Origin of the sequence: uncultured Aquimarina sp., from assembly GCF_947495315.1 — a bacterium.
Lineage (GTDB): Bacteria > Bacteroidota > Bacteroidia > Flavobacteriales > Flavobacteriaceae > Aquimarina.
This window is the reverse complement of record NZ_CANLYD010000005.1, coordinates 83,325-110,241: the sequence shown is the minus strand read 5'-3', so window position 1 is coordinate 110,241 and position 26,917 is coordinate 83,325. Positions and strand designations below refer to the sequence as shown.

Sequence of the window (26,917 nt, the reverse complement as noted above, 5' to 3'; positions counted from 1 at the left end):
ATATTAAAACCGTAGATTTTTAATCAAATAGAAAAGAAAAGAGCTACAATAATTGTAGCTCTTTCAATATATTTGATCTTTGCAAAGATTACTTATCGTTGCCATACCCCTACAGCAATAATGTAATTAGATTCTTTGTTTAGATCATTACTAATAAACCTAGACAAATGTATGCGTATCGCCTTTGGTTTAATCAAAATATTATATCATAAAAAAGGCAATCATCGATAAAAAACACACTTTTTCGACAAGTGAACATATAAAACATAAAGAAAACATCATTAGATAATGAAAAACCCATTATTAGAATTATTTGACCTTGCTCCTTTTTCTCAAATACAATCGGAGCATTTTTTACCGGCTATCAAAAACGCAATTACCATTGCGAAACAAGAAGTAGATGCTATTGTAACGAATACAGAAAATCCTTCTTTTTCTAATACTATAGAAAAACTAGAATATAGTGGAGAATTACTCGATAGAGTAACTAGCATCTTTTTTAATCTTAATAGTGCCGAAACCAATGAAGAAATTCAGAAGATTGCACAAGAAGCTTCTCCGTTACTATCTGAATTTAGCAACGATATTGCTTTAAACACAGATCTATTCAAAAGAATAGAAGCTGTTTATAACAATAAAAATACAATAGACCTTTCTCCAGAACAGTCTACGTTACTAGAAAAGAGATATAAATCATTTTCCAGAAATGGGGCAAATCTTCCAGCGGATAAAAAAGAACAACTCAGAGAAATTGATAAGGAACTTTCTCAATTGAGTCTTAAGTTTGGTGAAAATGTGCTGGCCGAGACCAATAAGTTCGAAATGTTATTAACAGATGAAGCTGATCTTGCCGGTCTGCCGGACGGAGCTAAAGAAGCAGCTAAAGCACTTGCTAAATCTAAAGAAAAAAAGGGATGGATGATTACCCTAGATTATCCTAGTTATATCCCTTTTATGACCTATGCGGATAATAGAGAATTACGCAAAAAATTAGCACTTGCTTTTGGGGCAAAAGGATTTCATAAGGATGAGCTGGACAATCAAGATATTGTACTTAAAATAGCCAACTTACGTCACGAACGCGCTAAAGTTCTGGGGTATAAATCTCACGCTAATTACGTATTAGAAGAACGTATGGCAGAAACTCCTGAAAAGGTGTTCTTCTTTCTTAATGAAATACTGGAAAAAGCAAAACCTGCTGCAGAAGGAGAATTTAAACAATTAGAAAATTTTGCTAAAGAATTAGACGGAATAGATCAACTGCAAAAATGGGATGGAGCGTACTATTCAGAAAAATTAAAGCAAAAGCTTTTTGATCTTGATGATGAAAAATTGAAGCCATATTTTAAACTAGAGAATGTTATTGACGGTGTTTTTCGGGTAGCTACTAATTTATTTGGCTTACAATTTGAAGAAACGGATCAAGTAGACAAATACCATGAAGAGGTGAAAACCTATCATGTTACTGATACTCAAGGGAATTTTATTGCCGAATTTTACGCGGATTTTCATCCAAGGCCTGGAAAACGAAATGGTGCCTGGATGACATCTTATAAACCTCAGATGAGAAAAGATGCTAAAAATGTAAGACCACACATCTCTATAGTGTGTAATTTCACCAAACCTACACCAAGCAAACCTTCGCTTTTAACTTTTAACGAAGTAACCACATTGTTTCATGAATTTGGTCACGCCTTGCACGGGATGTTAGCCAATACTACCTATCCTGGATTATCAGGAACTAGCGTATATTGGGATTTTGTAGAATTACCAAGCCAGGTGTTAGAGAACTGGTGTTATGAGAAAGAGTCCCTAGAATTATTCGCCAAACACTATGAAACTGGCGAAGTGATACCTATGCAATTGGTACAAAAGATAAAAGAGTCATCCACTTTTATGGAAGGAATGACCACAATGCGTCAATTAAGTTTCGGATTACTTGATATGTCTTGGCATTCACAAAATCCTGCTGACATTAAGGATGTAAAAGCACACGAAAAGAAAGCGTTTGCTGGTACTTCTATATATCCTGATGTTGCTGAGAACTGTATGAGTACCTCTTTTTCTCATATTTTTCAGGGAGGTTATTCTGCTGGATATTATTCCTATAAATGGGCAGAAGTATTGGATGCAGATGCTTTTGAATATTTTAAAGAAAATGGAATCTTTAATAAAGAAGTAGCCACTAAATTTAAAGACAATGTACTATCTCAGGGAGGAACAGAAAACCCTATGACCTTGTATAAACGATTTAGAGGACAAGAACCAAAACCAGAGGCACTGTTAAAACGTGCAGGGTTGATAAAAGAATAGTTTCTCAGAAATAAGCAATTAAAAAAGGTGCTTCAGTTTTGAAGCACCTTTTTAGATTACGGTTTTAAGTTATTGTTTCGATTTATTTTGGGATTATTGAATTATTAATTTACGTACTGCTAATTTTTCTCCTTCACTTTCTATTCGTATCAGATATATTCCTGATCCTAATGATAGGCTACTAGCAGAAATATTGTTAGCTCCAGAATTTAATTGAATTCTAGATGCTTTTTTTCCTAAAATTGTATAAATCGTTGCTACAACACTCTTATTAGTAGCTCCGCTAACATTTAGCACGAAACTATCTTTAGTAGGATTAGGAGCAATCGTAATCATAGATGCATCTAACTCATCTTCATCTCCTAGTATTGGAGTTTTGGTTCCGAAAGCTACTGCTGCTGATGAGGATCTTGTACAAGAACTTTCATAGATCTTTATATTCGAAAAAATTGAGTTGTTAGTGCTTCCTGCATCATTATCATTTATAAATACCAATCTATCCATAGCACCAGTATAAAAATCTCCAACCGGTATTGTATATGATGTAGTACCACTTGAATAATTGTCATAATTGGTTACCCCGTAGTTTTGAGAACCGTGAATTTTAAAATACCTATTAGAGGTTAAGGTATTATCATCCTCGAAACCTATTCCATGAATCTCTCCTTGAGAAGTACTACTGAAATCAAACTCTAAGACTGTAGAGGAAGTTACGGTATAGTTAAGCGAAATGTATTTCCAAGTGTTATTTTGCAAGGAAACTCCAGATCCGCCGTTTAGTACAGAGAAATCACCTGCTGAATCCTGATTAGAAAAAGCTGTGATTGTATAATCATTAAAATCTAAAGTTACACATGGGTCTGGATTCGGATCTACAGTAGACTCTCCTATTCTAAAATCATCTATTGCGATATCGCCTTGCCAACTGTTTCCCGTAACTGTATTAAACCTCACTTGTATATCAACTCCGCTATAAGCCGCCAGATTTATATCGGCTACATTCCAATCACTGCCTTGCGAACCAGATATGCTAAAAATACTTGTCCAACTCGTACCGTTATCCGTACTTATATCAAATGATAAGTTACCGATAGCACTTCCTTCCATATGATATTTAAAACTAATACCGGGATTTGTCAACCCATTTAAATCAAAACAAGGAGAATTCAATATTGCTCTTTTGTTTGGGAATCCTGTTCCATTTCCAGAAGCTTCTACATAAATATAGGAAGATCCATCTGCTGCACTTGCCGGACCAGTTCCGTTAGATGGTGTACCATTAGTATCCACTGTCCAATTAACATCATCACTTGTGGACTGTGTCCAAGCACCAATGGATCCTTCAAAACTTTCTGCGTTAGGAAAACTTGTAATACTGATAGTACATTCATCTCCACCTCCGCCAGGATTTACTCCGTTAGAGATTTCGATCAAATATTCTAATGCTAGTTTACAAAATTTAGCTGCGTGGGTAGCATTAGGAGTTGGAGATCTGTCAAAAGTATCTCTCGTTGTATGAATATTTGGGTTACTTTGATTAAATGTTGCTTCAAAAGGAAAAGTTACTGCATATCCTTCTTGTGCCCAACTATAGTGATCAGAACATCCATAGTTACATTGTGATGTACCATAAGTAATCCTATGTGTTCCAGAAGCATTATAATAATTCATTAACTCCACTAAAAAGTCATTTAATGTATCATCATTATATGAATCCGTAGAAACATACACATCATTTGTAGACCCTTTATAGTTAGTCATATCTAGTTGCATATAGCTTACTACATTTACATTACGGTTACGGTAATCTTCAGCAATTTCTCGAGAACCTCTAAGACCAACTTCTTCTGCTGCAAAAGCCATAAATTCCATCGTTCTTTTAGGTCTAAAATTCATATCGAATAAAACTCTTGCTGCTTCAGTAATTGTAGCAATCCCGGATGCATTATCATCAGCTCCCGGAGCATCATTATTAGTCCCGCCTGAAGTAGAATCTATATGACCTCCAATGATTACGAATTCATCCGGTTCTTCAGTTCCTGTGATGGTCATAACTACAGAAGGCATATTTGTACTGGTATGGTTTACAATACGAACGGATACATCACTTCTACTACCCGCTAAGTTCTCCCATTTCGTTTTTAGATCCAAAACAGCTTGAGTGGCACTACTCTTTGTATGATAACGAGTTCCATAATTTTCTAATTCCTGGATTTGATTTGCAATATTTAGATTATTTACTAAATCGAGGCTTTGTCTTACCAATTGATCCTGGGTAATAGAAAATCCTCCTGCAAGTTTCTGATATAGTCTTCTCTGTTGTATGGCTGAAATTGCATTCTTCTTTGAATTCTGATAGATAAAACCAGGACCATGAACTAATACCTTATCATGTAATTCGTGAGCAGCTTCGTCGCTAAGCATTACTGCACTGTAACCATTCTTTGATTCGATAATTTGTATATCCTCAGGATGATCTTTTTGAAGCCCCAAAGCATCTTTTGTTTCCATCGTCGCATAAAACATATCCGATGGTTCCTGTGCATGACTATTGTATATGCATAGACAGAATAAAATTGTTGAAATAATTAAGTTAAATTTTTTCATTTTAAATGAGTTTGTGTTAGACTATTAACTTACACAAAACCAAACTATTACCAAAGTGGGGAATCCGCAAAAAAACAACTGTACTAACATCCGTTAGTTTGTGGTTTTAACATAATTAACAAATTAAACTTTCAATAATTACTGAAAGTTTAAAATTTATTGTATATTTGTCCTATGAATTACACAGAAGCAAAAGATAAGTTTATATCCACTTGGGGAGCCTTAGGTACTTTGTGGGGCATTAATAAGGCAATGGCACAGATCCATGCATTGTTATGGATCTCACCAGAACCGCTTTCTATGGAAGACATTATGGAAGAGTTACATATTTCTAGAGGAAATACCAGTATGAATCTTCGCCAATTAATGGATTGGGGTATTGTATTTAAGGAAAGTAAACCAGGAGAGCGTAAAGAGTATTTTGTTTCTGAAAAAGATGTACAAGAGTTAGCTAGACAAGTAGCCAAAGAACGAAGCAGAAGAGAAATAAAACCTGTGATCAAAGTATTAAGAGAAGTATCCGGTATTGAAGGTGACGGCACAAAAAAAACAGAAGAATTGATCAAACAAACCAAGGCTTTGTATGAATTGGCAGATAATGCAGATACGATGATGAATAAAATCGTAAATCAAGAGTCTAATTGGATTACAAAAACGCTTATGAAACTTATTAAATAATAACCTAAAACATAATTAATAAGATACAAGGAAGAAATTCCTTTTATTTTTCAAACTATGTTTCAAAAATTATTGAAACTTTCAAATTATTAGAATTATGAAAACAATACATAACATTAACAAATGGAGTCTTATTATCACTTTACTACTTTACTTAACGATATATCTTGGATTGTTAGCTCAGATTCCACTAGGGTTCATTCAGTTTGTTCTTGCTCTATCTATTTTAAGCCACTGGAAAAAATTGAATTTACTATCTAAAAGATTGATCTCTATTTACTGGTTTCTTTTTATTTCTTATTGGATAGCATTCTACATATTAAATCAAAGTTTTGAAACCATGTATGGCCTGATATTTTATGCTATCATTCCGATGAGTATCGCATCCTATTTTGTGTTTGCCACATACCAAATCAAAAAAAGCACTTATGAACCTAAACTTGATTACATATAGTATATACATACTAATCACTGTATTCATTATTATCAAGGTAGGGCTTATTTGTTATAAAAACGGAAACATATTTGTAGCGCATCTTGTTCCTGATGACAAAGATTTCTGTTTACGAATAAACAATATGCTTTTGATAGGATACTATCTCATCAATATCGGATACACAGTGATAACCTTATCCGGATGGACTACGATCAACTCTATTTCACAAATGATCGAAAGCTTGTCTAAACATACAGCAATCATAATCTGTATACTGGCAGTTTTACACTATTTCAATCTATTCTGGATAACAAAATTTATTAAAAATATTAAATAATTATAAATACGAACTTTATGGAAACTTCTAAAATTTTTATAGGATACATTATCTATTTACCCATAGCAATTGTCCTCACCTATTTTGTGTCTAAAACACTTTTCAAGAATGGAAAAACCTTTATGATCGATATTTTTAAAGGGAAAGATGACATTGCAATCGCAACAAATCGTCTATTCGAAGTAGGTTTTTACTTATTAAACATTGGTTGGGCACTCTTAATTCTGAAAATTGATAACTATCGCTTTAATGACACTTATCAAAATTTAGTAGAAATATTAAGCTTTAAAATTGGTGGATTTTCAATGTATTTAGGGTTAATGCTATTCCTTAACATGTATCTATTTTTTAGAGGAAGAAAAAAATCTAAACAAAAGCCAGCAGTTGTTACTCAAACAATAAGACCAAAAGGGCCTCAGGTTCAATAAATATATTGTGTTTTTCAATCATAAATAAAAATATTTTGTTATGAATACTACACTTCCACTCCTACGTAAAATTAGATTTCAAAAATCTAATAAAGAAAATCTCATAGAACTCTATGATGAAGCTACAGAAGATTATGAATTCTGGAGCAAGGATTTCAATATGCATTTTGGATACTATATCCCTTTTAAAACAACACTTTTTAAAAGAGATACTATGCTTAATGAAATGAATAATCAAGTCTTCAATAGATTACATTTCAGCAAAAAGAATGGACTTATTGCAGATTTGGGTTGTGGAATTGGAGGTACTATGAGATATGGTTTACGAAAGTATCCAAGGATCAATATTCTGGGAGTAACACTCTCCCCTTTTCAGGCAACTGAAGGCAATAAAAGATTTAAAAAAATGAACGGGTTGATTCTGGAAGAAAATTATTGCAATACATGTTTTGCTTCTGATAGTTTTGACAGTGCTTATGCCATCGAGAGTTTTTGCCATTCAGGTCATAGTGAAACAGCGTTAAAAGAAGCTTACAGAATAGTTAAACCTGGTGGAAAACTGGTAATAGCAGATGCTTTTCTAAAAAAAGATGAAGATCAATTATGTCCTGGAAGTCATTATTGTTATGATCAACTATGCAAAGGATGGAGTCTGGAAGGGTTAGGCAGTATACAGCGAGTTAAAAAATCTTTAGAGGAACTTGGTTTCAAAAACGTAATCGTAGAAGATATTTCTTTTAGAGTAGCGCCTTCTGTATTGCACGTGCCTTTTGCGATAACCGGTTTTATTTTTAAAAAACTATTCAAGAAAGAAGCGCTGAAACTCCAAAGTTGGAAAAACCTTAAAGGATCTCTCTTTGCATTACTATCAGGGTTGCATATGAAAAGCTTTGGATATTATATCATAACAGCAGAAAAATAGCTTGATGAATATTGGTTTAAGAACATATCAATGGATGTATATCATTATTGCTACCGTAATATCAACAGTCGTATTGTTTTATTACGCAAAAGCACTTCCGGAATTGATTCCTAATGATAATTTAACCAAGGAAATGATCATGTGTTCTGGTCAACTTTTATGGCAAGGAAGTATCATATTGATTTTTATAAAGAGAAAACTTCATACCTATTTATATAATATGATTACGGTCTCTTTGTTAGGTTCGTTAGCCTTAATTCCGATGATATTTTTGTTTCAAAAAGAACAAATTTCGATGGAGATCCGAATTCTTTTATTCTTACTGGTTGTTGTACTAATGATTATTGAACACGCAAGAAGAGTTAAGAAACTGGCATTACCATTTTATTTAACCTTAACCTGGATAACATACAGAATTCTGTGGTTACCCATATTATTATTTTAATTTTAAAGAATATGAAAAAACTAATTATAGCAGCAGGAACAGGTTTCTTAGGAAACGTCTTGGTTGAGCACTTTAAAAACAAAGCGGAGACTATTGTAATACTCACTCGTAGTAAAAACAAATCCATCGGAAATATCAAATATGTACATTGGGATGCCAAAACGCTAGGAGCATGGAAACAAGAACTTGATGATGCAGATGTTCTTATCAATATGACAGGGAAATCTGTCGATTGTAGATATCATCAGAAAAACAAGGATCTTATTCTTTCCTCTAGAGTAGATGCTACGGCTGTATTAGGCAAAGCTATTCTAGCATGTGAAAATCCACCAAAAGTTTGGTTAAACTCTTCTACAGCTACCATCTACAGACATTCTTTGGATAAAGAAATGGATGAAGTCGATGGTGAGATCGGAACAGGTTTTTCTGTAAATGTAGCTACCAATTGGGAAAGTGTTTTCTTCTCTCATCATACTCCGAAGACCAGAAAAGTAGCATTGAGAACCTCTATTGTTCTAGGAAAAAATGGAGGAGCTTTACAACCTATTCTCAATTTAGTGAAAATTGGTTTTGGCGGGAAACAAGGTAAAGGAAACCAAAAATTTAGCTGGATTCATGAACTTGATTTTGCAAGAAGCCTGGAGTTTATTATTGAAAATTCTGCCATGCAAGGTCCTGTAAATATCGTTGCTCCTAAACCCACAGATAATAACGGTTTAATGAAAACACTGCGAAATGTTACCAAAACTCCCTTCGGAATTCCACTACCCAAACCGCTTTTAGAGATCGGAGCTCGGATTATTAAAACTGAAACTGAATTGATTCTAAAAAGCAGAAATGTTATTCCAAAAAAACTACAAGATGCAGGTTTTAAGTTTAAACAGCCTAACCTGATCCAAGCGCTAATAGATTTAACTTCATGATTATGACTACAATTCAATTAAGCACCATTATCCAGGCGCCTTTGGAAATTGTTTTTGACGCAGCAAGAAATATTGATCTTCATATAAATTCCGCAAAGAAGACAAAAGAAAAAGCTATTGTAGGAAGAACTTCTGGACTGATAGATTTATATGAAACCGTGACTTGGAGAGGAAAACATTTTGGCTTGTATCTGACTCATCAAAGCAAAATAACATCTTTAAGATATCCAACTTACTTTATAGATGAAATGATTCAAGGTCATTTTAAAAATTTTAAACATCAACATGTTTTCAAAGAAACAGTAACCGGAACTGAAATGATTGATTTCTTAGAATATAGAACTCCTTATGGTTTTTTAGGAAGGTTTTTTGACCAGTTATTTTTAAAAAAACATTTAACCAAATTTCTTTCTACAAGAAACCAATTTATAAAAACTGAAACAGAACGATCAACAATAGTATAATTATCTTTAACTATTGTCTGAGGTTGTTTTTATTGAATCACAACAGTAATCATAAGTCACAAGCATATTCAAAAAAAACATTGTTCCCGATCTACTACGAGGTTTCTTTTACAAATTCTTCTACAATTCAATGGATTAAACTTATTTAAGATTCAACTTTTTATCCTATTTTTGGGGAAAAGAGCTAATACACTATGTCGACAAACACAATAGACCCCAATTCGTGGATAGATAAATACAGTGACTACCTGTTTAACTATACCATAGTGCGGGTCGATGACAGGGAAATTGCACAAGATTTAGTGCAAGAGACCTTTTTTGCAGGTCTTAAATCAATGAAAAACTTTAAAGGAGAAGCAAGTGAACGTACTTGGCTTATTTCGATCCTTAAAAGAAAAATCATTGATCACTATAGAAAAATAAATAGTAATAAAGGTAAAGCAGAAGTACGTATCAATTACACTAATGATGGTGAAACTGAAGGAGATTGGCTAGAAGAAAGAGTAGCAGATCCCTTTGACCAAAATGCCGAAGGTAAAATTGAGAATAAAGAATTAGGAATCGCCATTCATGATTGCCTTGATAAATTACCTGAGAAGCAAGCTCGTATTTTCTCTATGAAAACGATTCAAGGATTTGATACAGAGGCAATCTGTAATGAATTCGATATTACTGCGTCTAACCTTTGGGTAATCATCCATCGAGCACGTACAGCGATGGCAGGATGCTTGGAAAAAAACTGGTTTTAATACACATGAGTAAAGAAAACAAAATATTTGTAAGCTGTGATAATGCCAATCACATTTGCGATAAAAATCAATATAAGGAAGCCTCTTTTTGGGAAAAGGTAAAATTAAATATTCATTTAATTTATTGTAAGGCTTGTAGAAAATATTCGTCTAAGAATACGAAACTAACTAATTTAGTCAAAGATCCTAAAGTCATAAGTATCAACCAATCGGCTAAGGATGCAATGAAAGAACAATTAAAGAAAAAAATGGCTGAACAAGAATAAATAAGTTAGTAACCCCCAAATAATAGTATTTTAAAATTGTAATGAAAACAAGTAATAGTTTATTAGTTTCCTGCGAGGAAGCAAAGTTTATCTGTGATAAAAATCAATATGGTGAAGCATCCATTATGGAAATCATCAAATTGAATATCAGATTAATGTATTGTACAGTAACAAGAGCTTATTCTAAAAGAAATAATAAGCTTACTAAAGCAATTAAAAAGTCTAATTTACAAATTATTGAACCTTCTAAAAAAGAACAGATGAAGGAACAATTACGGCAAGAATTATCCAAATAAATTTTGCATTAAAACCCATATAAACAACCACATAATCGGAATACTTTCGACCCAAAAGGAACAAAAGTATTCCGATTGTTTTTTATCCGTCCCCCACAAAAACAACAAGCTGATAATCGTAATAGATACTGTACTTAGAATTTCCGTAGAAAAAAGTTCGGCTTTAAATACAGTAGCTAACAAAAAAATCACCAATAAAATACTCCCAAACACCTTAGTTCTTGTAATGCCTATTTTCTGAGGGATTGTTTCTAATTCTTTTCCATCATATTGCAAGTCTCTAATTTCAAAAGGTAGCATGATCACTACCACAAACAAAAAACGCTGTATGATTTCTATGATCATATTAAACTCTAATGCCCCTTCTGCATAAATAACAGGTATCAATACCGTAATTCCAGTCCAAGTAACACCGATAATAAAAATTTTAATCCCCGCTACACTTCTCAAGTTTTTTTTATTTGGAAAAATAGGAACAGCATAAAGTATTGTTAACAGCACAAAAGGCAACATCCAAAGCAACGTGTCTATTGACAACTGATATCCAAAATACGCGAAAATTATAGCACAAACAGTTGTTAATATCTTGATGCCAGTCATTGATTTGGTCAATCTTCTGTGATATAATTCCGAGATATTAGCATACTTTACAAAATTATACGCTACAATAGAGCCTAAAAAACTGAAATATATATACGCGTCTCCACCTAAAATTTCGAACTTTAAAAAAGTAAGTTTAACCAAGGCTGCCACAGCTAATGCTACATGAATACTACTGTTTACATAAAAACTAAATATACTTTTTAGGGTTTTCACACTGAGAATTTAGGGGAATCTGTTAATAACAGTGTAAATTGGTTAAAAACTTGCTAGGTTTAGGTTAATTTATTGTGAAAATTTTAGGGATTAAATATGTACTTTTGCGCTTTCAATCTCAACTGTTTTTTTGCTATGAAAACTGACTCATTTAAACTGCGTCATATTGGTCCTTCAGAAAAGGATCTTGATAATATGCTGAATACAATCAAGGCTGATTCTATGGATCAACTCATCCACGAAACTGTCCCTGATGACATTTTACTAAAAGCCCCGCTACAACTTGACGAGGCTATGAGCGAACAAGAGTATTCTGCTCATATACAGCAGTTAGCTGCCAAGAATAAAGTATTTAAAACCTATATAGGTTTGGGATATCACGAAGCAAGTTTGCCAGCAGTAATACAACGTAACATCTTAGAAAATCCAGGATGGTATACTGCGTATACACCATATCAGGCAGAAATTGCTCAAGGTAGATTAGAAGCATTGTTAAATTATCAAACAATGGTTTGTGATCTTACTGGAATGGAATTAGCCAATGCCTCTTTACTTGACGAAAGTACTGCAGCTGCAGAAGCAATGACCATGTTATTTGCAGTGAGATCCAGAGCGCAGAAAAAAGAAAATATTCATAAGTTTTTTGTTTCTGAAGAAATACTACCACAAACACTTTCTTTATTAAAAACCAGAGCTATTCCATTAGGTATTGAATTGGTAATCGGTGATCATACAAAATTTGATTTTTCAACAGGCTTTTATGGTGCTATTTTACAATATCCAGGTGTATCCGGTCAAGTATTTGACTATGCAACTTTTGTAGAAAACGCACATCAGTCCGAAATTAAAGTAGCAGTCGCTGCTGATATTCTTAGTCTTGTAACGCTTAAATCTCCTGGTAGTTTTGATGCAGATGTAGTAGTAGGTACTACACAGCGATTCGGAATTCCATTAGGATATGGAGGACCTCACGCAGCATATTTTGCAACCAGAGAGGAATACAAAAGAAACATTCCAGGTAGAATCATTGGGGTTACTCAAGATATGAATGGGAATCGTGCCTTACGTATGGCATTACAAACCCGCGAACAACATATTAAAAGAGATAAAGCAACTTCTAATATCTGTACGGCTCAGGTATTATTGGCGGTAATGGCAGGAATGTATGCTGTATATCACGGTAAGGATGGGTTACAATACATCGCGAATAAAGTAAATACCTCAGCAACTGAGCTAGCCAATGCTATCGAATCATTAGGATACCAACAATTAAATACAGTGTTCTTTGACACGATTCGAATTAAAGCTGATGCAAGCAAAATTAAAGAAATAGCTGAAGCGCAACAGGTAAATTTCTACTATCCAGATGCTGAAACAGTATCTATCTCTTTAAATGAAGCTACAACAATTAAAGATTTAAATACTATTCTATCGATTTTTGCGAAAGTTGCTGCTAAACAATCCATTGAAATTAAAGAAATAGGTAGAACAAATATTATTGATTCCAGTATAAAACGGAATACCGAATTCTTAACGAATGAAGTATTTAACACCTATCATTCTGAAACAGAATTGATGCGTTATATCAAAAAGCTAGAACGTAAAGACCTTTCTTTAAATCATTCCATGATTCCGTTAGGTTCTTGTACAATGAAGCTGAATGCTGCATCAGAAATGCTACCGTTAAGTAATCCACAATGGGGGAACATTCATCCATTAGTTCCTATAGAACAAGCGCAAGGATATCAGGAAGTACTAAAAAAACTAGAGGATCAATTAACCGAAATTACAGGTTTTTCAGGAACTTCTTTACAACCTAATTCAGGAGCCCAAGGAGAATTTGCTGGTTTAATGGTGATTCGCGCATATCATGAATCCAGAGGAGATCATCACAGAAACATTTGTTTGATCCCTTCTTCTGCTCACGGTACCAATCCTGCATCTGCAGTGATGGCCGGAATGAAGGTAGTAGTAACCAAAGCAACCGAAGAAGGAAATATAGATGTAGAAGATCTAAGAGAAAAAGCTGAAAAATATAAAGACAATCTTTCTGCATTGATGGTAACGTATCCTTCTACTCACGGAGTCTATGAATCTGCAATTAAAGAGATTACTAAAATTATACATGATAATGGTGGACAGGTATATATGGATGGTGCCAATATGAATGCTCAAGTAGGATTAACACATCCGGGAGCAATTGGTGCAGATGTATGTCACCTAAACCTGCATAAAACGTTTGCTATTCCGCACGGAGGTGGAGGACCAGGAGTTGGACCTATCTGTGTTGCAAAACAACTTGTGCCATTTTTACCAGGTAATCCTGTTATTACTACAGGAGGAGATCAGGCAATTACTGCTATTTCTGCAGCACCTTGGGGATCAGCTCTAGCCTGTTTGATTTCTTATGGATATATCACCATGTTAGGAGAAGAAGGTCTTAAAGAATCTACAATATATGCTATTCTGAATGCTAATTATATCAAGGAGCGATTAGATGGACATTATAGTACATTATATTCTGGAGAACGTGGTCGCGCTGCTCATGAAATGATTATAGATTGTCGCCCGTTTAAAGCAAATGGAATCGAAGTAACAGATATCGCTAAGAGATTAATGGACTACGGATTTCACGCGCCTACGGTTTCTTTCCCTGTTGCAGGAACCATTATGATTGAACCAACAGAAAGTGAAAGCAAAGCAGAATTAGATCGTTTTTGTGATGCTATGATTAGTATCCGCCAGGAAATTGCAGAAGCAACTGCAGATAACCCTAATAATGTGATGAAAAATGCGCCACACACCTTGGCTATGTTAACAGCAGACTCTTGGGATTTCCCCTACAGTAGAGAACAAGCAGCATATCCATTATCATATGTAGCAGATAACAAATTCTGGCCAACAGTAAGACGTGTAGACGATGCTTATGGAGATAGAAATCTTATTTGTACCTGTGCTCCTATAGAAGAATATATGGAGGAGGTATAAATCAACATATATCTAAATAAAAATTGCCTGATACTTTATTGTTGAGTATCAGGCAATTTAGTTATATCACTATATAGTTTTCAAAAACTCTTTTACCGCTTCCCAATAGTTTTTACTATCGGGAAATTTATCCCAAAGCGCTCTTGATCCATGGTTTCCTTTTGTTTCAGGAAGAAAAAATTGTTTTTTATCCGACGTAATTGCGTCATAGATTCCTGACCAATTCTTTTTTTCATTCTTAGCAGAGGTAATAAATACTGGAACTTTAATATTAACAGCGCTAGAAGTAATAAAATTCTTTTTACCAAAATATTCTCCTGGAGCGAAAGACAAAACCCCGTTTACAACATCTGGGTTATCTCCCGCATATTTTAATACAAGTGCTGAAGAATAAGAACTTCCCCAAACAATAATTTTTTCCGGGCTATATGTCTTTTTTACATAATCTACAGCGGCTTCTATATCCTGAAAAGCATCTACAAATTCTGTTTGTTTACCCTCCGTTTTAGCTGCAGCGTTTGTTTTATTAGTTATATCATTTACTGAGCCACCAGATCGCTGATCCACTGCCATACAATGATATCCTAACGCAGTAAGTTTTGGAGCAATCTCCAGATATTCTCCACGACTCCATCCTGCCTGATGAAAAAGAATGATAAACTGATTACTGTCTTTTGCCTCATACACATCTGCCGTCATTGTCAATCCATCTTTAGAAGGAAAATCAATAGTTTTTTGACCATAGATTGAAACGGTCAGGAATAAAATTACTGAGGTAATTACGTTTTTCATAGATAACAAATGATTAATACAAATAAGATTAAGTTCCTCAAAGTACTAATTTACATAATAGCTATATATTATTATTTTGTTATAATTTCCAAAAAGGTATAAAGAGTAGCTATATCGGAACGATATTCCTATCTCCATTTTTACGTAGGTAGCTTTTAATTATTTTGGTAGTATGATAGGTATGTTTCTGAAGATTTAAGAAATTATCGAAGTCCTCTATCTTAGCAATTTGTTCATCTTCTTGTATGTATCCAAAACCTTTATAAACGCCATCCTGGATCATTACAAAACTTTGCTCATTAAATGTTCTGCCTTTTTCCTTAATAAAATAACTTTTTTGATCTCTTCGTAAAGAGGATAAAGCTTTTTGGACTCTCATATTATACAAGGCAACAGATTCTTCTCCTATGCAAATGCCTTTACAATTCTTAATTTTATAATGAGAACACCGTTCTGTAGTACTCTGTAAACTACAATATCGTGGACATAGCTGATAATCTTCACAAAGCTGTTCTAGTTTTTCTACTGCCTCTGCCCTGCTATAAAATATTTCTACAGAATGATCTATAGAATGCGATCTGTCTATTGCCAATTGAACCACTCCTTTTCTATTCGTATAAAACATAATACAATAAGGAGCTACCGGTCTTTTCTGAGCTTTATTAAATTTCGGATAATGTTTTTGTATTTTTTCTGATTCTAATAATAGAGCAACTAATTCATTACCTGTTACCTCATAATCTATCGTATATGTAGCCTGACCCAGTGCATATTCTTTATTCTTTTTATCATAAAAATGACTGATCACCCGCTGTTTAATATTTTTCGCTTTACCGGCATATATTACTTTTCCTTTTTGATCTTTAAATAAGTAAATACCTGTTTCTTCTGGCAGTACATCTATGTTTTCAGCTTTAAGATGTGGCGGCAATGTAGCTTCCTTAGAGCGTGCATTTAAGAATTTATTAATAACTAAAAATTCAGGATCAAGGCTCAGAATTCGTTGAAAAAGAATCACGGTCGCATCCGTATCGCCTTCAGCTCTATGTCGATCTTCTAAGGGAATATTAAGAGAAGAGCATAGTTTTCCCAAGCTATATGAAAACATGCCTGGAATTAATTTTCTGGATAAACGAACGGTACACAGTTTTTTCCGAACAAATGAATATCCAAGGTTTTTAAACTCTCCTCTAATCACATTATAATCAAAAGTTACATTATGCGCCACAAAGATCGCCCCAGTAGTCATCTGTACAATTCGTTCTGCTATTTCGTGAAATCTGGGTGCATTTCGCACCATATCATTATCAATCCCTGTAAGACCAGTAATAAAAGGTGGAATATGACATTCGGGATTTACCAGAGAAGTGAATTTATCTATAATCGTACTGCCTTGTAACAATACAATACAAATTTCTGTAATGCGATTCCCTTTAATGCCCTTACCTGTGGTTTCTACATCAATAACAGCATATAATTTTTCTGACATTACAATTTTTTTGAGGTACAAATTTAAAAGAAATAATTGATATTTGGAATTTTTCCTTTTATAATGGAAATTTTCCTATATCAGAGTGGCTAAAAAACTATTCTCTTAATAAATACGCCGCTAATCTAGTAGCATTTTCCTGATAAGCATTATCAAATCCTACCGGAAGTGCATTCTTTTTATAATACGCAGTCAAGGTTTGCTTAGAAACGAAACTCATTTCTGCATTTGGATAACATTGTATCAATGCTTCTAATTTAAAAGAAACAGAAGCAGCTGCAAATTTTCCTTTGGTTTGTCTACTAATAATAGCGATATGATCTGGCTGTATAGTATCAAAAAACTCATGAATCTCTTTCAGAAAGTTCTCTATATCCTGATTACTCTGATCATCTTTAATTTCGATATACTTAGTCTTACCAGTAAGGTTGGTATATTCACCTTGCAGATCTTTGGATAATACCATGCAGATTGCTCTTTTTTTATCTATTTCTATTCCGATTACTTTCATTATTTAATATTAGTTCTATTTAAAGATTCTTAATTCACCGAAATCAATGTAATATCAAATAGTAATACTGAACCTCCCGGAATCGGCCCTACCGACCTACGACCATATCCCAAATGTGAAGGTATCAATAGTGTACAGCTACCACCTTCTTTCAAATATCTAATCCCTTCTCTCCAGCCTTTTATTACCTCTTGTAAAACAAAAGAAATACCGTTTGCATCACTTTTATCGAACACCGCACCGTTTGTAAAATATCCTTTATATGCCACAGTAACCATATCTGATCTTCTGGGCCTGATGCCGGTTCCTGGCGCATGAACAACAAAATACAAACCTGTATCACTTTTTCCTGCTATCAGACCATTATCCTCTATATATTTTATAATCTCTTTCTCGTTCTCTTCTCTAAGATCAGCTTTTATTTGACCTGCATTACAAGAAACAAAAAGAACGGTTATAAAAGTGAATATGGCGTATTTCATCTATACTATTATTTTTTTATTAACCACAAATCTAATACTATACACTTTCTAATTCAATAGTTAATGATATTATTTTACATAACACTATCATAGAATTAGGGATACTTTTTTTTAAGATTATTAATTTAAAGGAAACGGCTGCCGCTGCAAACTTTCTTTTGGTTTGTCTACCAATAATAGCAACATGCAATGGCTCTATAATATCAAAAAAAGCATGAATCTCTTTTAGAAAAGCTTGAACATCTTGATTACTCTAATCATCTTTAATTTCGATACACTTCGTCTTACCAGTAAGGTTTATATAGTTCCCATTTTCATCCTTAGACAACACTACAGAGATGGCTCTTTTTTATCTATCTCGATTCCGATTACTTTCATGAATGTGTTTTTAAAGATCAATTTTTATAATCCTCAGGTTGTAGCTTTTCTCCATCCCAAGTAAGATTTCGTTGTTGAGAAGTAGTAACATACCAATCAGTTTCTTCATCTTTCATTTCCCCATTTTCCTGCTTGTAGATAATTATATTAGGCATTCCTTGAGGATCTGAAGGGAATATAAAATCCGAATGATAATGATATAATCCTCCATCTCCTATTTCTGAAGTATTAGCCATATGAATAAGTTGACCTCCACTATAAACAACATAGGATTTTCCTCCATCAATACCACAAGCTTCACTATAATTATCAATAACAATAATATCATCCATTTGTTCTACTCCTTTATTGTCATAATGTTTAACCTCGAAAGCTCCATTCCCAAAGATTCTTACTTTCTGCTCGCTTTGCATTTTCTGATCCCTCACTGTTCTGATAGTAGCATATGTCGATCCCTCTGCATCTTTTTCTAACCCATAAATAAAATAAGTATCATTACCAGTTTTACTATTATACCTAGCAAAAGAAAACAAACCGCCTACAACATATCCTATTTTATCCCCACATTCCACTTTATACCAAGGCATACTAATTCCTTTATATTCATGCAAGCTATCTTCAACTGCAAGAATGATTGCTTTAGAGTCTATAGGAAGTAATGCCAAGGTTTGTGAATCTGTATTTGGAGCATCTCTAAGTTTTACATTATCCCCAAACATATGCACCTCATCACCTACCGAAAACTTATATCGTTCATCATAGGCTTGTCCCACACTTGATTGAATTACAAGTAAAGCAATTAATAAGGTAACTTGTTTTAAATTCATGAAAATTATTTTTATTTCTTTTCGAAGATTACTTTAGAAGCATTTAACTCAAAAACCTCATCCGGGATTTTCTTTTCTTCTATCAAAGTAACCTCCTGAATGGTTTTGAACAATGGATAAAATTCGGTTTCGTTGCGAATGCTTATCGATTTAGCTTCATTCACAAAAAGATTCCAAAAACCGTCAGTATAGTTTTTGTAAAATTTGGCATTCAATTTATATTTTGGATTAAAGTAATAAGTCCCTTTAATCATCTCAACATATGCATCTGGCTCCAAAGGTTTATAGTTGATCGTAACAGATTCACACAGTTCATTAAGCACCTCTTTCTTATCCGTGTTTCTTTTAAACTCAACCAGTTCTTCTTTTTCAGTTCCGAACTTTGTTTTTATAATAGTATCTGATTTTTCATATTCAGTATAGGAATATCCTTCTTTTAGTGCTACTATAATCTTCATCCAACCCTGTGTACCTTCAGCGTGGTAGATCATAGCATAGCGATCTTCTTGTACATAGGCCGAAAAAGAAGTTCCCATTTCTTTTTCCAAATACTCCACAGGAATGCTTTTATTAATTGGCTCATATTGTATGCTATAGAACAATTCTCCTTCAAAATATTCTTGTCCAATGCTGATCTGAACTACCAGTAAAGCTATTAATAAAGTAAGACGTTTCAAATGTGTCATTAACTAAAATTTACGCTAAAATACAGATTATTAAGATCTATAGAGAATTATATAAAATCTTGGAATGCTTCAATCCGATATATCCATAATTCACACAATTGATATTTCCTTAATCAATTAACAAAATTGATACAACCACAATATTTATAAACGTAAAATATTTATATATCAACAAAAAAACATTAAATTGGTTGACCAATTTAATTTATCATGATTAAGAACTAACATATTACTAATTCAATAAAACTAATACTAGCTTTTAAAACCTACATATAAGAATCAAACCAAAACGCGAAGGCTAGCTCATTTTGTAACTAAACTATTTAACACATTCATATGAAAAATCTTCACACATTTTGGCCTGTAAAAAAGCAAAAAGAATACGATCCCGATGATTTGCTATCTAAAAAACTATTAAAAAAAAGAGGTATAAAAGCGATGTTCCTGATTCTTTTTCTCTTTTCCACTCACCTTTTCGCTACCGAATACACAGTTAATTCGATAAATGAATTTAACAATTTGAACTTATCACCAGGAGATGTGGTCATCTGGGAAAATGGAACGTATAGTAGTGACGAAAGACTTGTATTTAGTGCTAATGGAACCGCATCCAACCCTATTACCTTAAAAGCCGAAACACCCGGTGGCGTTATTTTTAATAATGGACTGCAAATGGATATTGCCGGGAACTACCTCATAGTCGAAGGTTTTCACTGGAAAGGAGGCTACGGAGCTAGTAATTTTATCCAATTCAGAAACGGAACTACGTATGCACAAAATTCTACAATTCGAAATTGCGTCATTGACGGTTTAGGTGTAGAACCTGGTGATGCGGCAGAAGCTGAACAAGATGGAGCCATTGTTAAACATCGATGGATTGTATTATACGGAAATAATAACAATGTATTAAATTGTTCTTTTTTGAATAAATCTACTGCAGGGGCCTTGGTATTAGTAGAATTAGAATACAATGCAGAAGTGAACCGCTGTGACATTGTTGGCCATACAATAAGTAACAATTACTTTTATAAATATGAAAAAATGGATCCTTCATTATCAAACTCTGGTGATAGTGAAACGATTCGTGTTGGAACTAGTGAATTCCAGAATGTAGATTGTAGAACAACGGTAAGCAATAACTATTTTGTTGAGGCAGATGGTGAAAATGAAATTATTACTAATAAAAGTGACAACAACACCTATCAAAACAATACTTTTAGAAGATGCCGAGGATCATTAACGCTGCGTCATGGTTCTGGAGCTACTGTAGAGGGCAATTACTTTTTAGGAGAAAATGTTGATGGAACCGGAGGAATCCGAATAGTAGATAGTGACCATACGATTACTAACAATTACATTCAGGATTGCATCACTGTCATTGATCAAGCAAAGTGGAATAATGGGATTACATTTATGGGAGGTTCTACCAACTCTCAGGATAATTGTAACGCTACAAGTGTATCTAATGGTTATCAAAAATCAGAAGACATTACTGTTTCCAACAACACTATTGTAAATACCAATGCTCCATTATTTTTTAACGGAGACAAAGGTACTAGCAGCAACACTGGTAACGTTGCTAACAATGTCATTTTCTTTTCGGGTAATTCATCTAATATTACTGATGTTATTACCGAAGATAATAATGGAGATTTTTCATCTATTGGTTCCACCTTATCTTATTCAGGAAATGTATATAATAATACAAACTTAGGAGCATCAGTAAGCGGATTCTCTTCGGCAAATTTATCAGCTAGTACTAATGGTGAAATTTTTAGTATTTCTGGTACCAATGCAGGATCAAATATATCTCAATCTCCTTACTCCGATAGCGATGTAGCGATAAGCGTTGGCGCTTGTTTTGTTAACTCTACCGGAAATTCTTTGAGTTCTTGTAGTAATACTCCTCCAACAGATGTACTAACGCTATCTGCAATCAATGATTTTGCAGCTGCTGCCGGAAGTCAGACGCTTACTGTAACATCCAATGTTAATTGGACAATATCCGATGATAGTTCCTGGATCACTATAAGTCCTACATCTGGAGTAAATAATGGCAGCGCTACTATATCAGTCACTATCAACTCAGAAAGTAGTACAAGAACTGGTACTGTAACTGTTAGCGGTGGAACTTTGACCAGAACAATCATTATAACTCAGTTAGGTGTTGCAGGAACTGTACCTGTAAATGGAGTAGTTCTTTCTCCGAATAATACTACTATAGAAGTCGGAAACACTCAACAATTGACAACCTTGATATCGCCTGATAATGCTACAAATCAAAACGCTACATACACCAGTAACAACCCTTCGGTAGCGACGATCAATTCTAATGGAGTAATCAACGCCATTAGTACAGGTGAAGCTATTATCACAGTGACCACACAAGATGGAGAATTCACTGATACCGCTACTGTAACAGTAATCTCTCCTACTACCGGTGACAATCTAGCTTTAAATAAACCAGTAACAGCCACAGGAACTCCAGATGGTAACAATAGTGCAGACAACTTAGTCGATGGATCCACTAATTCTCGTTGGTCAGTCAATGGTTTTCCTCAGTCATTTACTGTAGACCTTGGAGATAGTTTCGGTATTAATAAAACCGAATTGGTTTTTTACCAAGACAGAGCATACCAATATAGTATTGAAACTGCTACTGATGCTAACGGAACTTACAGCGAAATAGTTGATAGAAGCAATAACTCGACACCGGGAACAGTTTCGGCTCCTGTAACTGATTCTTTTTCTTCGGTAAATGCGCGTTATGTTAGAGTAACTGTATCAGGTGCATTTGCCTATTCTGGACCCTGGATTAGCATCCTCGAATTTAGAGTCTTTGGCAACGCTATTGATAATACTAATTGTACTGCAGGAAGTAATCTATCATTAAATGCGAATATTTTTTCTTATAGTGATCAACAAACAGCAAATCCAGCGAGCAATATTATCGATGACAATACCGATAACAGATGGTCCGCAGAAGGATTTCCTCAAAACGCAGTAATAGACCTAGGAGAAGAATATGCTATCAGCGAAATCGAATTATATCCATATAACAATAGAGCCTATCAGTTTGTTGTAGAAGGTTCTAGTACTTCTGCAACTTCGGGATTCTCTATAGTAACCGATGCCTCCAATAATACATCTGGCGGTTCGGTGATTAACAGAAGTTTTTCTACGCGAACGGTTAGATATGTAAAACTAACCATTACAGGTGCATCAGGATATTCAGGCAGTTGGTCGTCTATAAACGAATTTAAAGTAATCTGTTCTGGCAGTAGCCAGAGTCTATCCAATAGAATTGGATATCAAGAGGTTTCTAATATTTCGATCTATCCAAACCCTTTTACAACAAGTCTAACAGTTCAATTATCAAAAAACAATACCGAAATCACCAGAGTACAACTTATAGATATATTCGGTAGAGAAGTTTCTAACGAGCCTATAAGTAACTCCTCTAAGAGTATTAGTTTTGCTACAAACTTACCAAAAGGTGTTTATTTCCTCAGATTATTGAGCTCAACTAATAAAATAATTAAAACAGAAAAAATAATTAGCGGTTCCTACTAAATCGTGATTTTATACATTTTATAAATTGAGGCTGAATTCTAAGATGAAACTGAAAAATTCAGCCTTGATTTTGTATCAAATAATTTTAAGAATTAGAGATTTTCACTTTCGTGCGTTAACAACCATTGTTTTCGTTCGATACCTCCACTATAACCGGTCATACTTCCATCTTTCCCGATGACTCTATGACACGGAATTATAATCGAAATTCTATTACAACCATTTGCAGAAGCTACTGCTCTAATCGCTTTTGGATTATTTATTTTTTCTGCTTGTTGTTGATAGGTAGTTACCTGTCCATATTTAATTTCTTTTAAACTACACCAAACCGTATTCTGAAACTCAGTTCCTGGTGTTTCTAAGGCAACCTCAAAAACCTTTCTTTTCCCTTCAAAATATTCGGTGATTTCTTTTTTCGCTTGCTTGATCTGTTCATTTTCTCCTGCTATGATCTGTGCATTCAATCGTTTTTGCAAATCTTTAAACTCTGTTTCAAGCATACGCCTATCCACAAATTCTAATAAACACACTCCCTTTTCTGTAGCACACACAAACATAGGCCCCAAAGGTGTTGTCAATCTATTAATTAAAATCACATTCCTATTTATACTTTTTTGAGGAGATTTTCCGATTACCTTTTTAAACGTATATCCAAAACCGCTCAAGGATTCATATCCCGAATCAAAAGCAGTATGTGTAGTATTTTTTCCTTTTTTTAATTCCTGAAAAGCATTATTAATCCGATACATCCGCTGATACGCCTGAAACGTCATTCCATAGTTTTTCTTAAACCATCGTCTCACCAACTCTGGACTGATTGCTAGTTCCCGTAACTGATCGTCTGTGATTTTCTCCTTTGGGTTTTGCTTTACCAACCTAATCGCTTTTTCTACGGGTTCTGGTGCTTCATTAGCGTTTTCTGTTGGCTTACAAATCTTGCAAGGTCTGTATCCATTATCCAATGCTTCTTTAAACGAAGTATAGAATTCTACATTCTCTAATTTTGGTTTTCTGGCTCTACAGGTAGCGATACAAAAAACAGAAGTCGTTTTTACACCCACAAAAAAGATCCCTACAAAGCTTTCTTTTCTTTCTAGAAGTGCTTTGTAATACGTTTCTATCGTTTTGTTTTCTGTAATCAACATCTTAAAAAATGGATTGAACTGATTGTTGGTCTACGACCTCTTTGGTAGTGCTTTCTAACTGACTGTACATCCTATCAAATAGAAAATTACCCATACTAATTCGTTGTACACCTATATTCGCTAAGGTCTCAAAATCCGGAAGATTCGGCATACACATCACATTGATCGGCAACTGTGTACAAGTTACAATTTCTCTGATATCTGATTCCTGTTCTATGCAGGGAGTAAAAATTCCGTTAGCACCTGCTTGTTCATATAATTCGATTCGTTTTTTGGTTGCTGCTACTGCATTAGGATGCTTTACTAAAAAGGTATCTGTTCGGACATTGATAAAAACATCGACATCCTTTTGAGACAGCAAGTTGCTTACGGCTATGAGTGTATCTGCAAATTCGGTTGCGTCCAGTAGTATTCTTTTATCGGTAACAATACTATCTTCTATATTGATTCCTACCACACCCAAACCTGCAAGTTCTTTAATATATTTTGCGATAATTTTTGGGTCTCGACTATAACCGGATTCCAGATCTACAGATAGTGGCAGATGGGTATTTGCTGCGATTCGTTTTACAAAATACAGGAGTTCAGAAAAATCCATTTCCTCTCCATCTTGATATCCTAAAAGACTCGCAATTGCAGCGCTTGAAGTTCCTATGGCCTGAAACCCTAATTTCTCGGCCGTTTTGGTACTGGGTACATCCCAAACATTTCCCAATAGCAAAGGTGTTTTTTGATGATGTAGCTCTTTAAAATTCATTGTCCTTTGTTTTTATACAAAGTACCGATGATCATATTCAGCCAGCAACCGAAAACTGGACATGTATTTTTTTTGTCTTGTATAAAGAAGAGTACGTAAACTAAGAAGTTTACAATTTCGTAGAACAAGTTCCGCACGCATTACGCTATACAAGGTTACCACGTTTTTAATTGAAATACATATAATAAGTCAGTAGTATAGCTGTCATATTGTAAATTCCGTGAGCCACTATAGAAGCAGTCAATCGTTTGGTTATTATGAATAATAAAGTGTACATAACAGTTGGAATCAGAATATCAAACCAATCCAAGGCACTAATTGGCATATGACCAAGCGAAAACAATACAATAGATAAAACTGCAGAAAACCATAGTCCCATTTTTTGATTTTCAAAGACATCTTTAAGCACATTAATGAAATATCCTCTATTAAAGAGTTCCTCTGTAATTCCGCCACCTATTACTCCTAATGCAATAAATGAGAAAGTTCCTATTAAACTGCCATCATACATTCCCAACATCCCTTTAATGTCGGCGCGGTTAATTCCGCCAGTGTTCGGAATTATCAATGCAAATTGAAGAATTGTCCATATAGCCCCGAAAACAACACCCAATAAAACATCCTCTTTGATATTTACAAATTGAAGTCCGATATAACTAAAATCTTTTTTTAGGATTTTAAGTGAAGTATAGAGCAAAGCAACAATTGAGAAAAACTGAAATAAAGCAATAAATAGTAAATTTATTCCAATTTTTCCTCCATTAATTTTAGTAACTCCAAAGAATATATCTGGAATAATGAAAAGGACATAACCAATAACGATAGTTAGAATAAAAACAATGATTGTCTTTGTTTTGCTAGTTGCTTTTTGATGTATTTCTGTCATTTCCCTTCTTTGCTTATATTCTCTTTTCAGACGATTAATTTGTGTTTTTGTTACATCCTAAATGTGTGCTAACAATTATGTATAGTTACCAGGGTAATCACACACCTTATTCATTAAATATATAGCTCCCTAATATTTATTTTATTCTCACTACCGAACTACCCTTACCAAAAACCAATCCTTTACGGAAATTTTATACGGAAATATAGATTATTTTGATTGGGTATTCTGATAGGAGTCCGTAAACTAAGAAGTCAAAAACTTTGTAGAACGAGTTAACTTGTGACAACTTTGCCGCGTTTCTCACTTCAATTTTCTTTCTTTTAGAAGTCTTTTCAACGCTTTATTTTTTTCCGGTTTATGAAATACTTTGAATATAAAAAATAGAGGGATCAATGTAAAAAGTCCAACAGAATTTTGCAGAATGCTGTACACTATAATTCCAAACATAAATCCAATTAACGCAGCATTAATGATGGAAGCTGATTTCATTTTTTTCGCTTCATCCAACAGTTCTGAATCAGTTAATTCTGATAGTTCTTTTTTCATTATCTATTACTCTTGATAGTTATATTTTGAGTCGTATATTTTTGTTCCATATTATGGTCAACGCCCTTTGCAAGGAGCGTTAGCATTCCGAAATGTATGTGCTAAAATACCAATTTTTATAATTGGATATACTGATAACGAAAATCTGTCTTCGGGCAGACACGGGTTTGCTGC

Annotated in this window: 26 protein-coding genes and 1 pseudogene; 14 read left to right on the top strand and 13 right to left on the bottom strand. The window is 34.1% G+C overall.

The window, feature by feature from the left end:
- The first annotated feature begins 288 nt into the window (after window positions 1-288).
- Window positions 289-2,313: a M3 family metallopeptidase gene (locus Q0910_RS10595; protein WP_299215782.1), complete on the top strand. Its 2,025-nt coding sequence runs from the start codon at window positions 289-291 to the stop codon at window positions 2,311-2,313.
- Between the two features lie 93 nt (window positions 2,314-2,406).
- On the opposite strand, the gene Q0910_RS10590 is transcribed toward Q0910_RS10595, so the two are convergent.
- Window positions 2,407-4,920 carry a M20/M25/M40 family metallo-hydrolase gene (locus Q0910_RS10590; protein ID WP_299215779.1) on the bottom strand — a complete coding sequence of 838 codons (2,514 nt, stop codon included), beginning with the start codon at window positions 4,918-4,920 and terminating at the stop codon, window positions 2,407-2,409.
- Between the two features lie 174 nt (window positions 4,921-5,094).
- On the opposite strand from Q0910_RS10590, the gene Q0910_RS10585 reads away from it, so the two are divergent.
- The 11 genes from Q0910_RS10585 (at window position 5,095) to Q0910_RS10535 (ending at window position 10,864) form a co-directional block, all read left to right on the top strand.
- Entirely contained in the window at window positions 5,095-5,598 is a 504-nt protein-coding gene (locus tag Q0910_RS10585; RefSeq protein WP_299215777.1) for a MarR family transcriptional regulator, read from the top strand.
- A 97-nt stretch (window positions 5,599-5,695) separates the two neighbouring features.
- On the top strand, window positions 5,696-6,052 hold the full coding sequence (locus tag Q0910_RS10580) for a hypothetical protein (RefSeq protein WP_299215775.1): 357 nt from the start codon (window positions 5,696-5,698) through the stop codon (window positions 6,050-6,052).
- Window positions 6,027-6,371 carry a hypothetical protein gene (locus Q0910_RS10575; RefSeq protein ID WP_299215773.1) on the top strand — a complete coding sequence of 115 codons (345 nt, stop codon included), beginning with the start codon at window positions 6,027-6,029 and terminating at the stop codon, window positions 6,369-6,371. The genes Q0910_RS10580 and Q0910_RS10575 overlap by 26 nt, the downstream gene beginning before the upstream one ends.
- A 17-nt stretch (window positions 6,372-6,388) precedes the next feature.
- On the top strand, window positions 6,389-6,799 hold the full coding sequence (locus Q0910_RS10570) for a hypothetical protein (RefSeq protein WP_299215771.1): 411 nt from the start codon (window positions 6,389-6,391) through the stop codon (window positions 6,797-6,799).
- A gap of 40 nt (window positions 6,800-6,839) precedes the next feature.
- Window positions 6,840-7,721: a methyltransferase domain-containing protein gene (locus Q0910_RS10565; protein ID WP_299215769.1), complete on the top strand. Its 882-nt coding sequence runs from the start codon at window positions 6,840-6,842 to the stop codon at window positions 7,719-7,721.
- A 4-nt stretch (window positions 7,722-7,725) separates the two neighbouring features.
- A complete protein-coding gene (locus tag Q0910_RS10560) occupies window positions 7,726-8,166 on the top strand; it encodes a hypothetical protein (RefSeq protein ID WP_299215767.1) in 441 nt (146 codons plus the stop codon).
- Between the two features lie 11 nt (window positions 8,167-8,177).
- Window positions 8,178-9,089, top strand: a complete 912-nt coding sequence (locus tag Q0910_RS10555; protein ID WP_299215765.1) for a TIGR01777 family oxidoreductase — start codon at window positions 8,178-8,180, stop codon at window positions 9,087-9,089.
- A gap of 2 nt (window positions 9,090-9,091) precedes the next feature.
- Window positions 9,092-9,553 carry an SRPBCC family protein gene (locus tag Q0910_RS10550; protein ID WP_299215763.1) on the top strand — a complete coding sequence of 154 codons (462 nt, stop codon included), beginning with the start codon at window positions 9,092-9,094 and terminating at the stop codon, window positions 9,551-9,553.
- Between the two features lie 194 nt (window positions 9,554-9,747).
- Window positions 9,748-10,302 (top strand): sigma-70 family RNA polymerase sigma factor, encoded by a 555-nt coding sequence (locus tag Q0910_RS10545; RefSeq protein WP_298542976.1) that lies wholly within the window; start codon window positions 9,748-9,750, stop codon window positions 10,300-10,302.
- Between the two features lie 5 nt (window positions 10,303-10,307).
- Window positions 10,308-10,568, top strand: coding sequence for a hypothetical protein (locus Q0910_RS10540; RefSeq protein ID WP_298320313.1), 261 nt, complete (start codon window positions 10,308-10,310; stop codon window positions 10,566-10,568).
- Between the two features lie 41 nt (window positions 10,569-10,609).
- Window positions 10,610-10,864, top strand: a complete 255-nt coding sequence (locus Q0910_RS10535) for a hypothetical protein (protein WP_298542973.1) — start codon at window positions 10,610-10,612, stop codon at window positions 10,862-10,864.
- Here Q0910_RS10535 and Q0910_RS10530 read toward each other — a convergent pair.
- The gene (locus Q0910_RS10530; RefSeq protein WP_299215760.1) at window positions 10,853-11,680 is read right to left on the bottom strand and encodes a hypothetical protein; all 828 of its coding nucleotides are present in this window, start codon (window positions 11,678-11,680) and stop codon (window positions 10,853-10,855) included. The genes Q0910_RS10535 and Q0910_RS10530 overlap by 12 nt on opposite strands.
- A 135-nt stretch (window positions 11,681-11,815) precedes the next feature.
- Here Q0910_RS10530 and gcvP point away from each other — a divergent pair, with 135 nt between their 5' ends.
- A complete protein-coding gene (gene gcvP, locus Q0910_RS10525) occupies window positions 11,816-14,668 on the top strand; it encodes an aminomethyl-transferring glycine dehydrogenase (RefSeq protein ID WP_299215758.1) in 2,853 nt (950 codons plus the stop codon).
- A 69-nt stretch (window positions 14,669-14,737) separates the two neighbouring features.
- On the opposite strand, the gene Q0910_RS10520 is transcribed toward gcvP, so the two are convergent.
- From Q0910_RS10520 to Q0910_RS10495, 7 genes and pseudogenes are all read right to left on the bottom strand, one after another.
- Window positions 14,738-15,460 (bottom strand): alpha/beta fold hydrolase, encoded by a 723-nt coding sequence (locus tag Q0910_RS10520; protein WP_299215756.1) that lies wholly within the window; start codon window positions 15,458-15,460, stop codon window positions 14,738-14,740.
- Between the two features lie 109 nt (window positions 15,461-15,569).
- Window positions 15,570-16,949, bottom strand: a complete 1,380-nt coding sequence (locus Q0910_RS10515; protein ID WP_299215754.1) for an exonuclease domain-containing protein — start codon at window positions 16,947-16,949, stop codon at window positions 15,570-15,572.
- 97 nt (window positions 16,950-17,046) lie between these two features.
- Window positions 17,047-17,460 carry a DUF3010 family protein gene (locus tag Q0910_RS10510; RefSeq protein WP_299215752.1) on the bottom strand — a complete coding sequence of 138 codons (414 nt, stop codon included), beginning with the start codon at window positions 17,458-17,460 and terminating at the stop codon, window positions 17,047-17,049.
- 29 nt (window positions 17,461-17,489) lie between these two features.
- A complete protein-coding gene (locus Q0910_RS10505) occupies window positions 17,490-17,942 on the bottom strand; it encodes an FKBP-type peptidyl-prolyl cis-trans isomerase (protein ID WP_299215750.1) in 453 nt (150 codons plus the stop codon).
- 37 nt (window positions 17,943-17,979) lie between these two features.
- A pseudogene (locus Q0910_RS28660) lies at window positions 17,980-18,180 on the bottom strand (hypothetical protein); the annotation flags it as partial.
- Between the two features lie 157 nt (window positions 18,181-18,337).
- On the bottom strand, window positions 18,338-19,147 hold the full coding sequence (locus Q0910_RS10500) for a hypothetical protein (protein ID WP_299215748.1): 810 nt from the start codon (window positions 19,145-19,147) through the stop codon (window positions 18,338-18,340).
- 11 nt (window positions 19,148-19,158) lie between these two features.
- Entirely contained in the window at window positions 19,159-19,833 is a 675-nt protein-coding gene (locus Q0910_RS10495) for a hypothetical protein (RefSeq protein WP_299215746.1), read from the bottom strand.
- A gap of 336 nt (window positions 19,834-20,169) precedes the next feature.
- Here Q0910_RS10495 and Q0910_RS10490 point away from each other — a divergent pair, with 336 nt between their 5' ends.
- Window positions 20,170-23,406 carry a chondroitinase-B domain-containing protein gene (locus Q0910_RS10490; RefSeq protein ID WP_299215742.1) on the top strand — a complete coding sequence of 1,079 codons (3,237 nt, stop codon included), beginning with the start codon at window positions 20,170-20,172 and terminating at the stop codon, window positions 23,404-23,406.
- Between the two features lie 92 nt (window positions 23,407-23,498).
- Here the strand turns inward: Q0910_RS10490 and Q0910_RS10485 are convergent, their stop codons facing one another.
- From Q0910_RS10485 to Q0910_RS10470, 4 genes are all read right to left on the bottom strand, one after another.
- Window positions 23,499-24,551, bottom strand: a complete 1,053-nt coding sequence (locus Q0910_RS10485; RefSeq protein WP_299215740.1) for a methylated-DNA--[protein]-cysteine S-methyltransferase — start codon at window positions 24,549-24,551, stop codon at window positions 23,499-23,501.
- Window position 24,552: 1 nt separating this feature from the next.
- The gene (locus Q0910_RS10480; protein ID WP_299215738.1) at window positions 24,553-25,308 is read right to left on the bottom strand and encodes an isocitrate lyase/phosphoenolpyruvate mutase family protein; all 756 of its coding nucleotides are present in this window, start codon (window positions 25,306-25,308) and stop codon (window positions 24,553-24,555) included.
- A 166-nt stretch (window positions 25,309-25,474) separates the two neighbouring features.
- Window positions 25,475-26,194 (bottom strand): type II CAAX endopeptidase family protein, encoded by a 720-nt coding sequence (locus Q0910_RS10475; RefSeq protein WP_299215736.1) that lies wholly within the window; start codon window positions 26,192-26,194, stop codon window positions 25,475-25,477.
- A gap of 303 nt (window positions 26,195-26,497) precedes the next feature.
- On the bottom strand, window positions 26,498-26,743 hold the full coding sequence (locus tag Q0910_RS10470; protein WP_299215734.1) for an FUSC family protein: 246 nt from the start codon (window positions 26,741-26,743) through the stop codon (window positions 26,498-26,500).
- Between the last annotated feature and the right edge of the window lie 174 nt (window positions 26,744-26,917).

What these genes read in the sequence shown, in the direction of transcription:
- Q0910_RS10595 (WP_299215782.1), top strand. Translation starts at nt 289, where the DNA reads ATGAAAAACCCATTATTAGAATTATTTGACCTTGCTCCTTTTTCTCAA.
- Q0910_RS10590 (WP_299215779.1), bottom strand. Translation starts at nt 4,920, where the DNA reads ATGAAAAAATTTAACTTAATTATTTCAACAATTTTATTCTGTCTATGC.
- Q0910_RS10585 (WP_299215777.1), top strand. Translation starts at nt 5,095, where the DNA reads ATGAATTACACAGAAGCAAAAGATAAGTTTATATCCACTTGGGGAGCC.
- Q0910_RS10580 (WP_299215775.1), top strand. Translation starts at nt 5,696, where the DNA reads ATGAAAACAATACATAACATTAACAAATGGAGTCTTATTATCACTTTA.
- Q0910_RS10575 (WP_299215773.1), top strand. Translation starts at nt 6,027, where the DNA reads ATGAACCTAAACTTGATTACATATAGTATATACATACTAATCACTGTA.
- Q0910_RS10570 (WP_299215771.1), top strand. Translation starts at nt 6,389, where the DNA reads ATGGAAACTTCTAAAATTTTTATAGGATACATTATCTATTTACCCATA.
- Q0910_RS10565 (WP_299215769.1), top strand. Translation starts at nt 6,840, where the DNA reads ATGAATACTACACTTCCACTCCTACGTAAAATTAGATTTCAAAAATCT.
- Q0910_RS10560 (WP_299215767.1), top strand. Translation starts at nt 7,726, where the DNA reads ATGAATATTGGTTTAAGAACATATCAATGGATGTATATCATTATTGCT.
- Q0910_RS10555 (WP_299215765.1), top strand. Translation starts at nt 8,178, where the DNA reads ATGAAAAAACTAATTATAGCAGCAGGAACAGGTTTCTTAGGAAACGTC.
- Q0910_RS10550 (WP_299215763.1), top strand. Translation starts at nt 9,092, where the DNA reads ATGACTACAATTCAATTAAGCACCATTATCCAGGCGCCTTTGGAAATT.
- Q0910_RS10545 (WP_298542976.1), top strand. Translation starts at nt 9,748, where the DNA reads ATGTCGACAAACACAATAGACCCCAATTCGTGGATAGATAAATACAGT.
- Q0910_RS10540 (WP_298320313.1), top strand. Translation starts at nt 10,308, where the DNA reads ATGAGTAAAGAAAACAAAATATTTGTAAGCTGTGATAATGCCAATCAC.
- Q0910_RS10535 (WP_298542973.1), top strand. Translation starts at nt 10,610, where the DNA reads ATGAAAACAAGTAATAGTTTATTAGTTTCCTGCGAGGAAGCAAAGTTT.
- gcvP (WP_299215758.1), top strand. Translation starts at nt 11,816, where the DNA reads ATGAAAACTGACTCATTTAAACTGCGTCATATTGGTCCTTCAGAAAAG.
- Q0910_RS10520 (WP_299215756.1), bottom strand. Translation starts at nt 15,460, where the DNA reads ATGAAAAACGTAATTACCTCAGTAATTTTATTCCTGACCGTTTCAATC.
- Q0910_RS10515 (WP_299215754.1), bottom strand. Translation starts at nt 16,949, where the DNA reads ATGTCAGAAAAATTATATGCTGTTATTGATGTAGAAACCACAGGTAAG.
- Q0910_RS10510 (WP_299215752.1), bottom strand. Translation starts at nt 17,460, where the DNA reads ATGAAAGTAATCGGAATAGAAATAGATAAAAAAAGAGCAATCTGCATG.
- Q0910_RS10505 (WP_299215750.1), bottom strand. Translation starts at nt 17,942, where the DNA reads ATGAAATACGCCATATTCACTTTTATAACCGTTCTTTTTGTTTCTTGT.
- Q0910_RS10500 (WP_299215748.1), bottom strand. Translation starts at nt 19,147, where the DNA reads ATGAATTTAAAACAAGTTACCTTATTAATTGCTTTACTTGTAATTCAA.
- Q0910_RS10495 (WP_299215746.1), bottom strand. Translation starts at nt 19,833, where the DNA reads ATGACACATTTGAAACGTCTTACTTTATTAATAGCTTTACTGGTAGTT.
- Q0910_RS10490 (WP_299215742.1), top strand. Translation starts at nt 20,170, where the DNA reads ATGAAAAATCTTCACACATTTTGGCCTGTAAAAAAGCAAAAAGAATAC.
- Q0910_RS10485 (WP_299215740.1), bottom strand. Translation starts at nt 24,551, where the DNA reads ATGTTGATTACAGAAAACAAAACGATAGAAACGTATTACAAAGCACTT.
- Q0910_RS10480 (WP_299215738.1), bottom strand. Translation starts at nt 25,308, where the DNA reads ATGAATTTTAAAGAGCTACATCATCAAAAAACACCTTTGCTATTGGGA.
- Q0910_RS10475 (WP_299215736.1), bottom strand. Translation starts at nt 26,194, where the DNA reads ATGACAGAAATACATCAAAAAGCAACTAGCAAAACAAAGACAATCATT.
- Q0910_RS10470 (WP_299215734.1), bottom strand. Translation starts at nt 26,743, where the DNA reads ATGAAAAAAGAACTATCAGAATTAACTGATTCAGAACTGTTGGATGAA.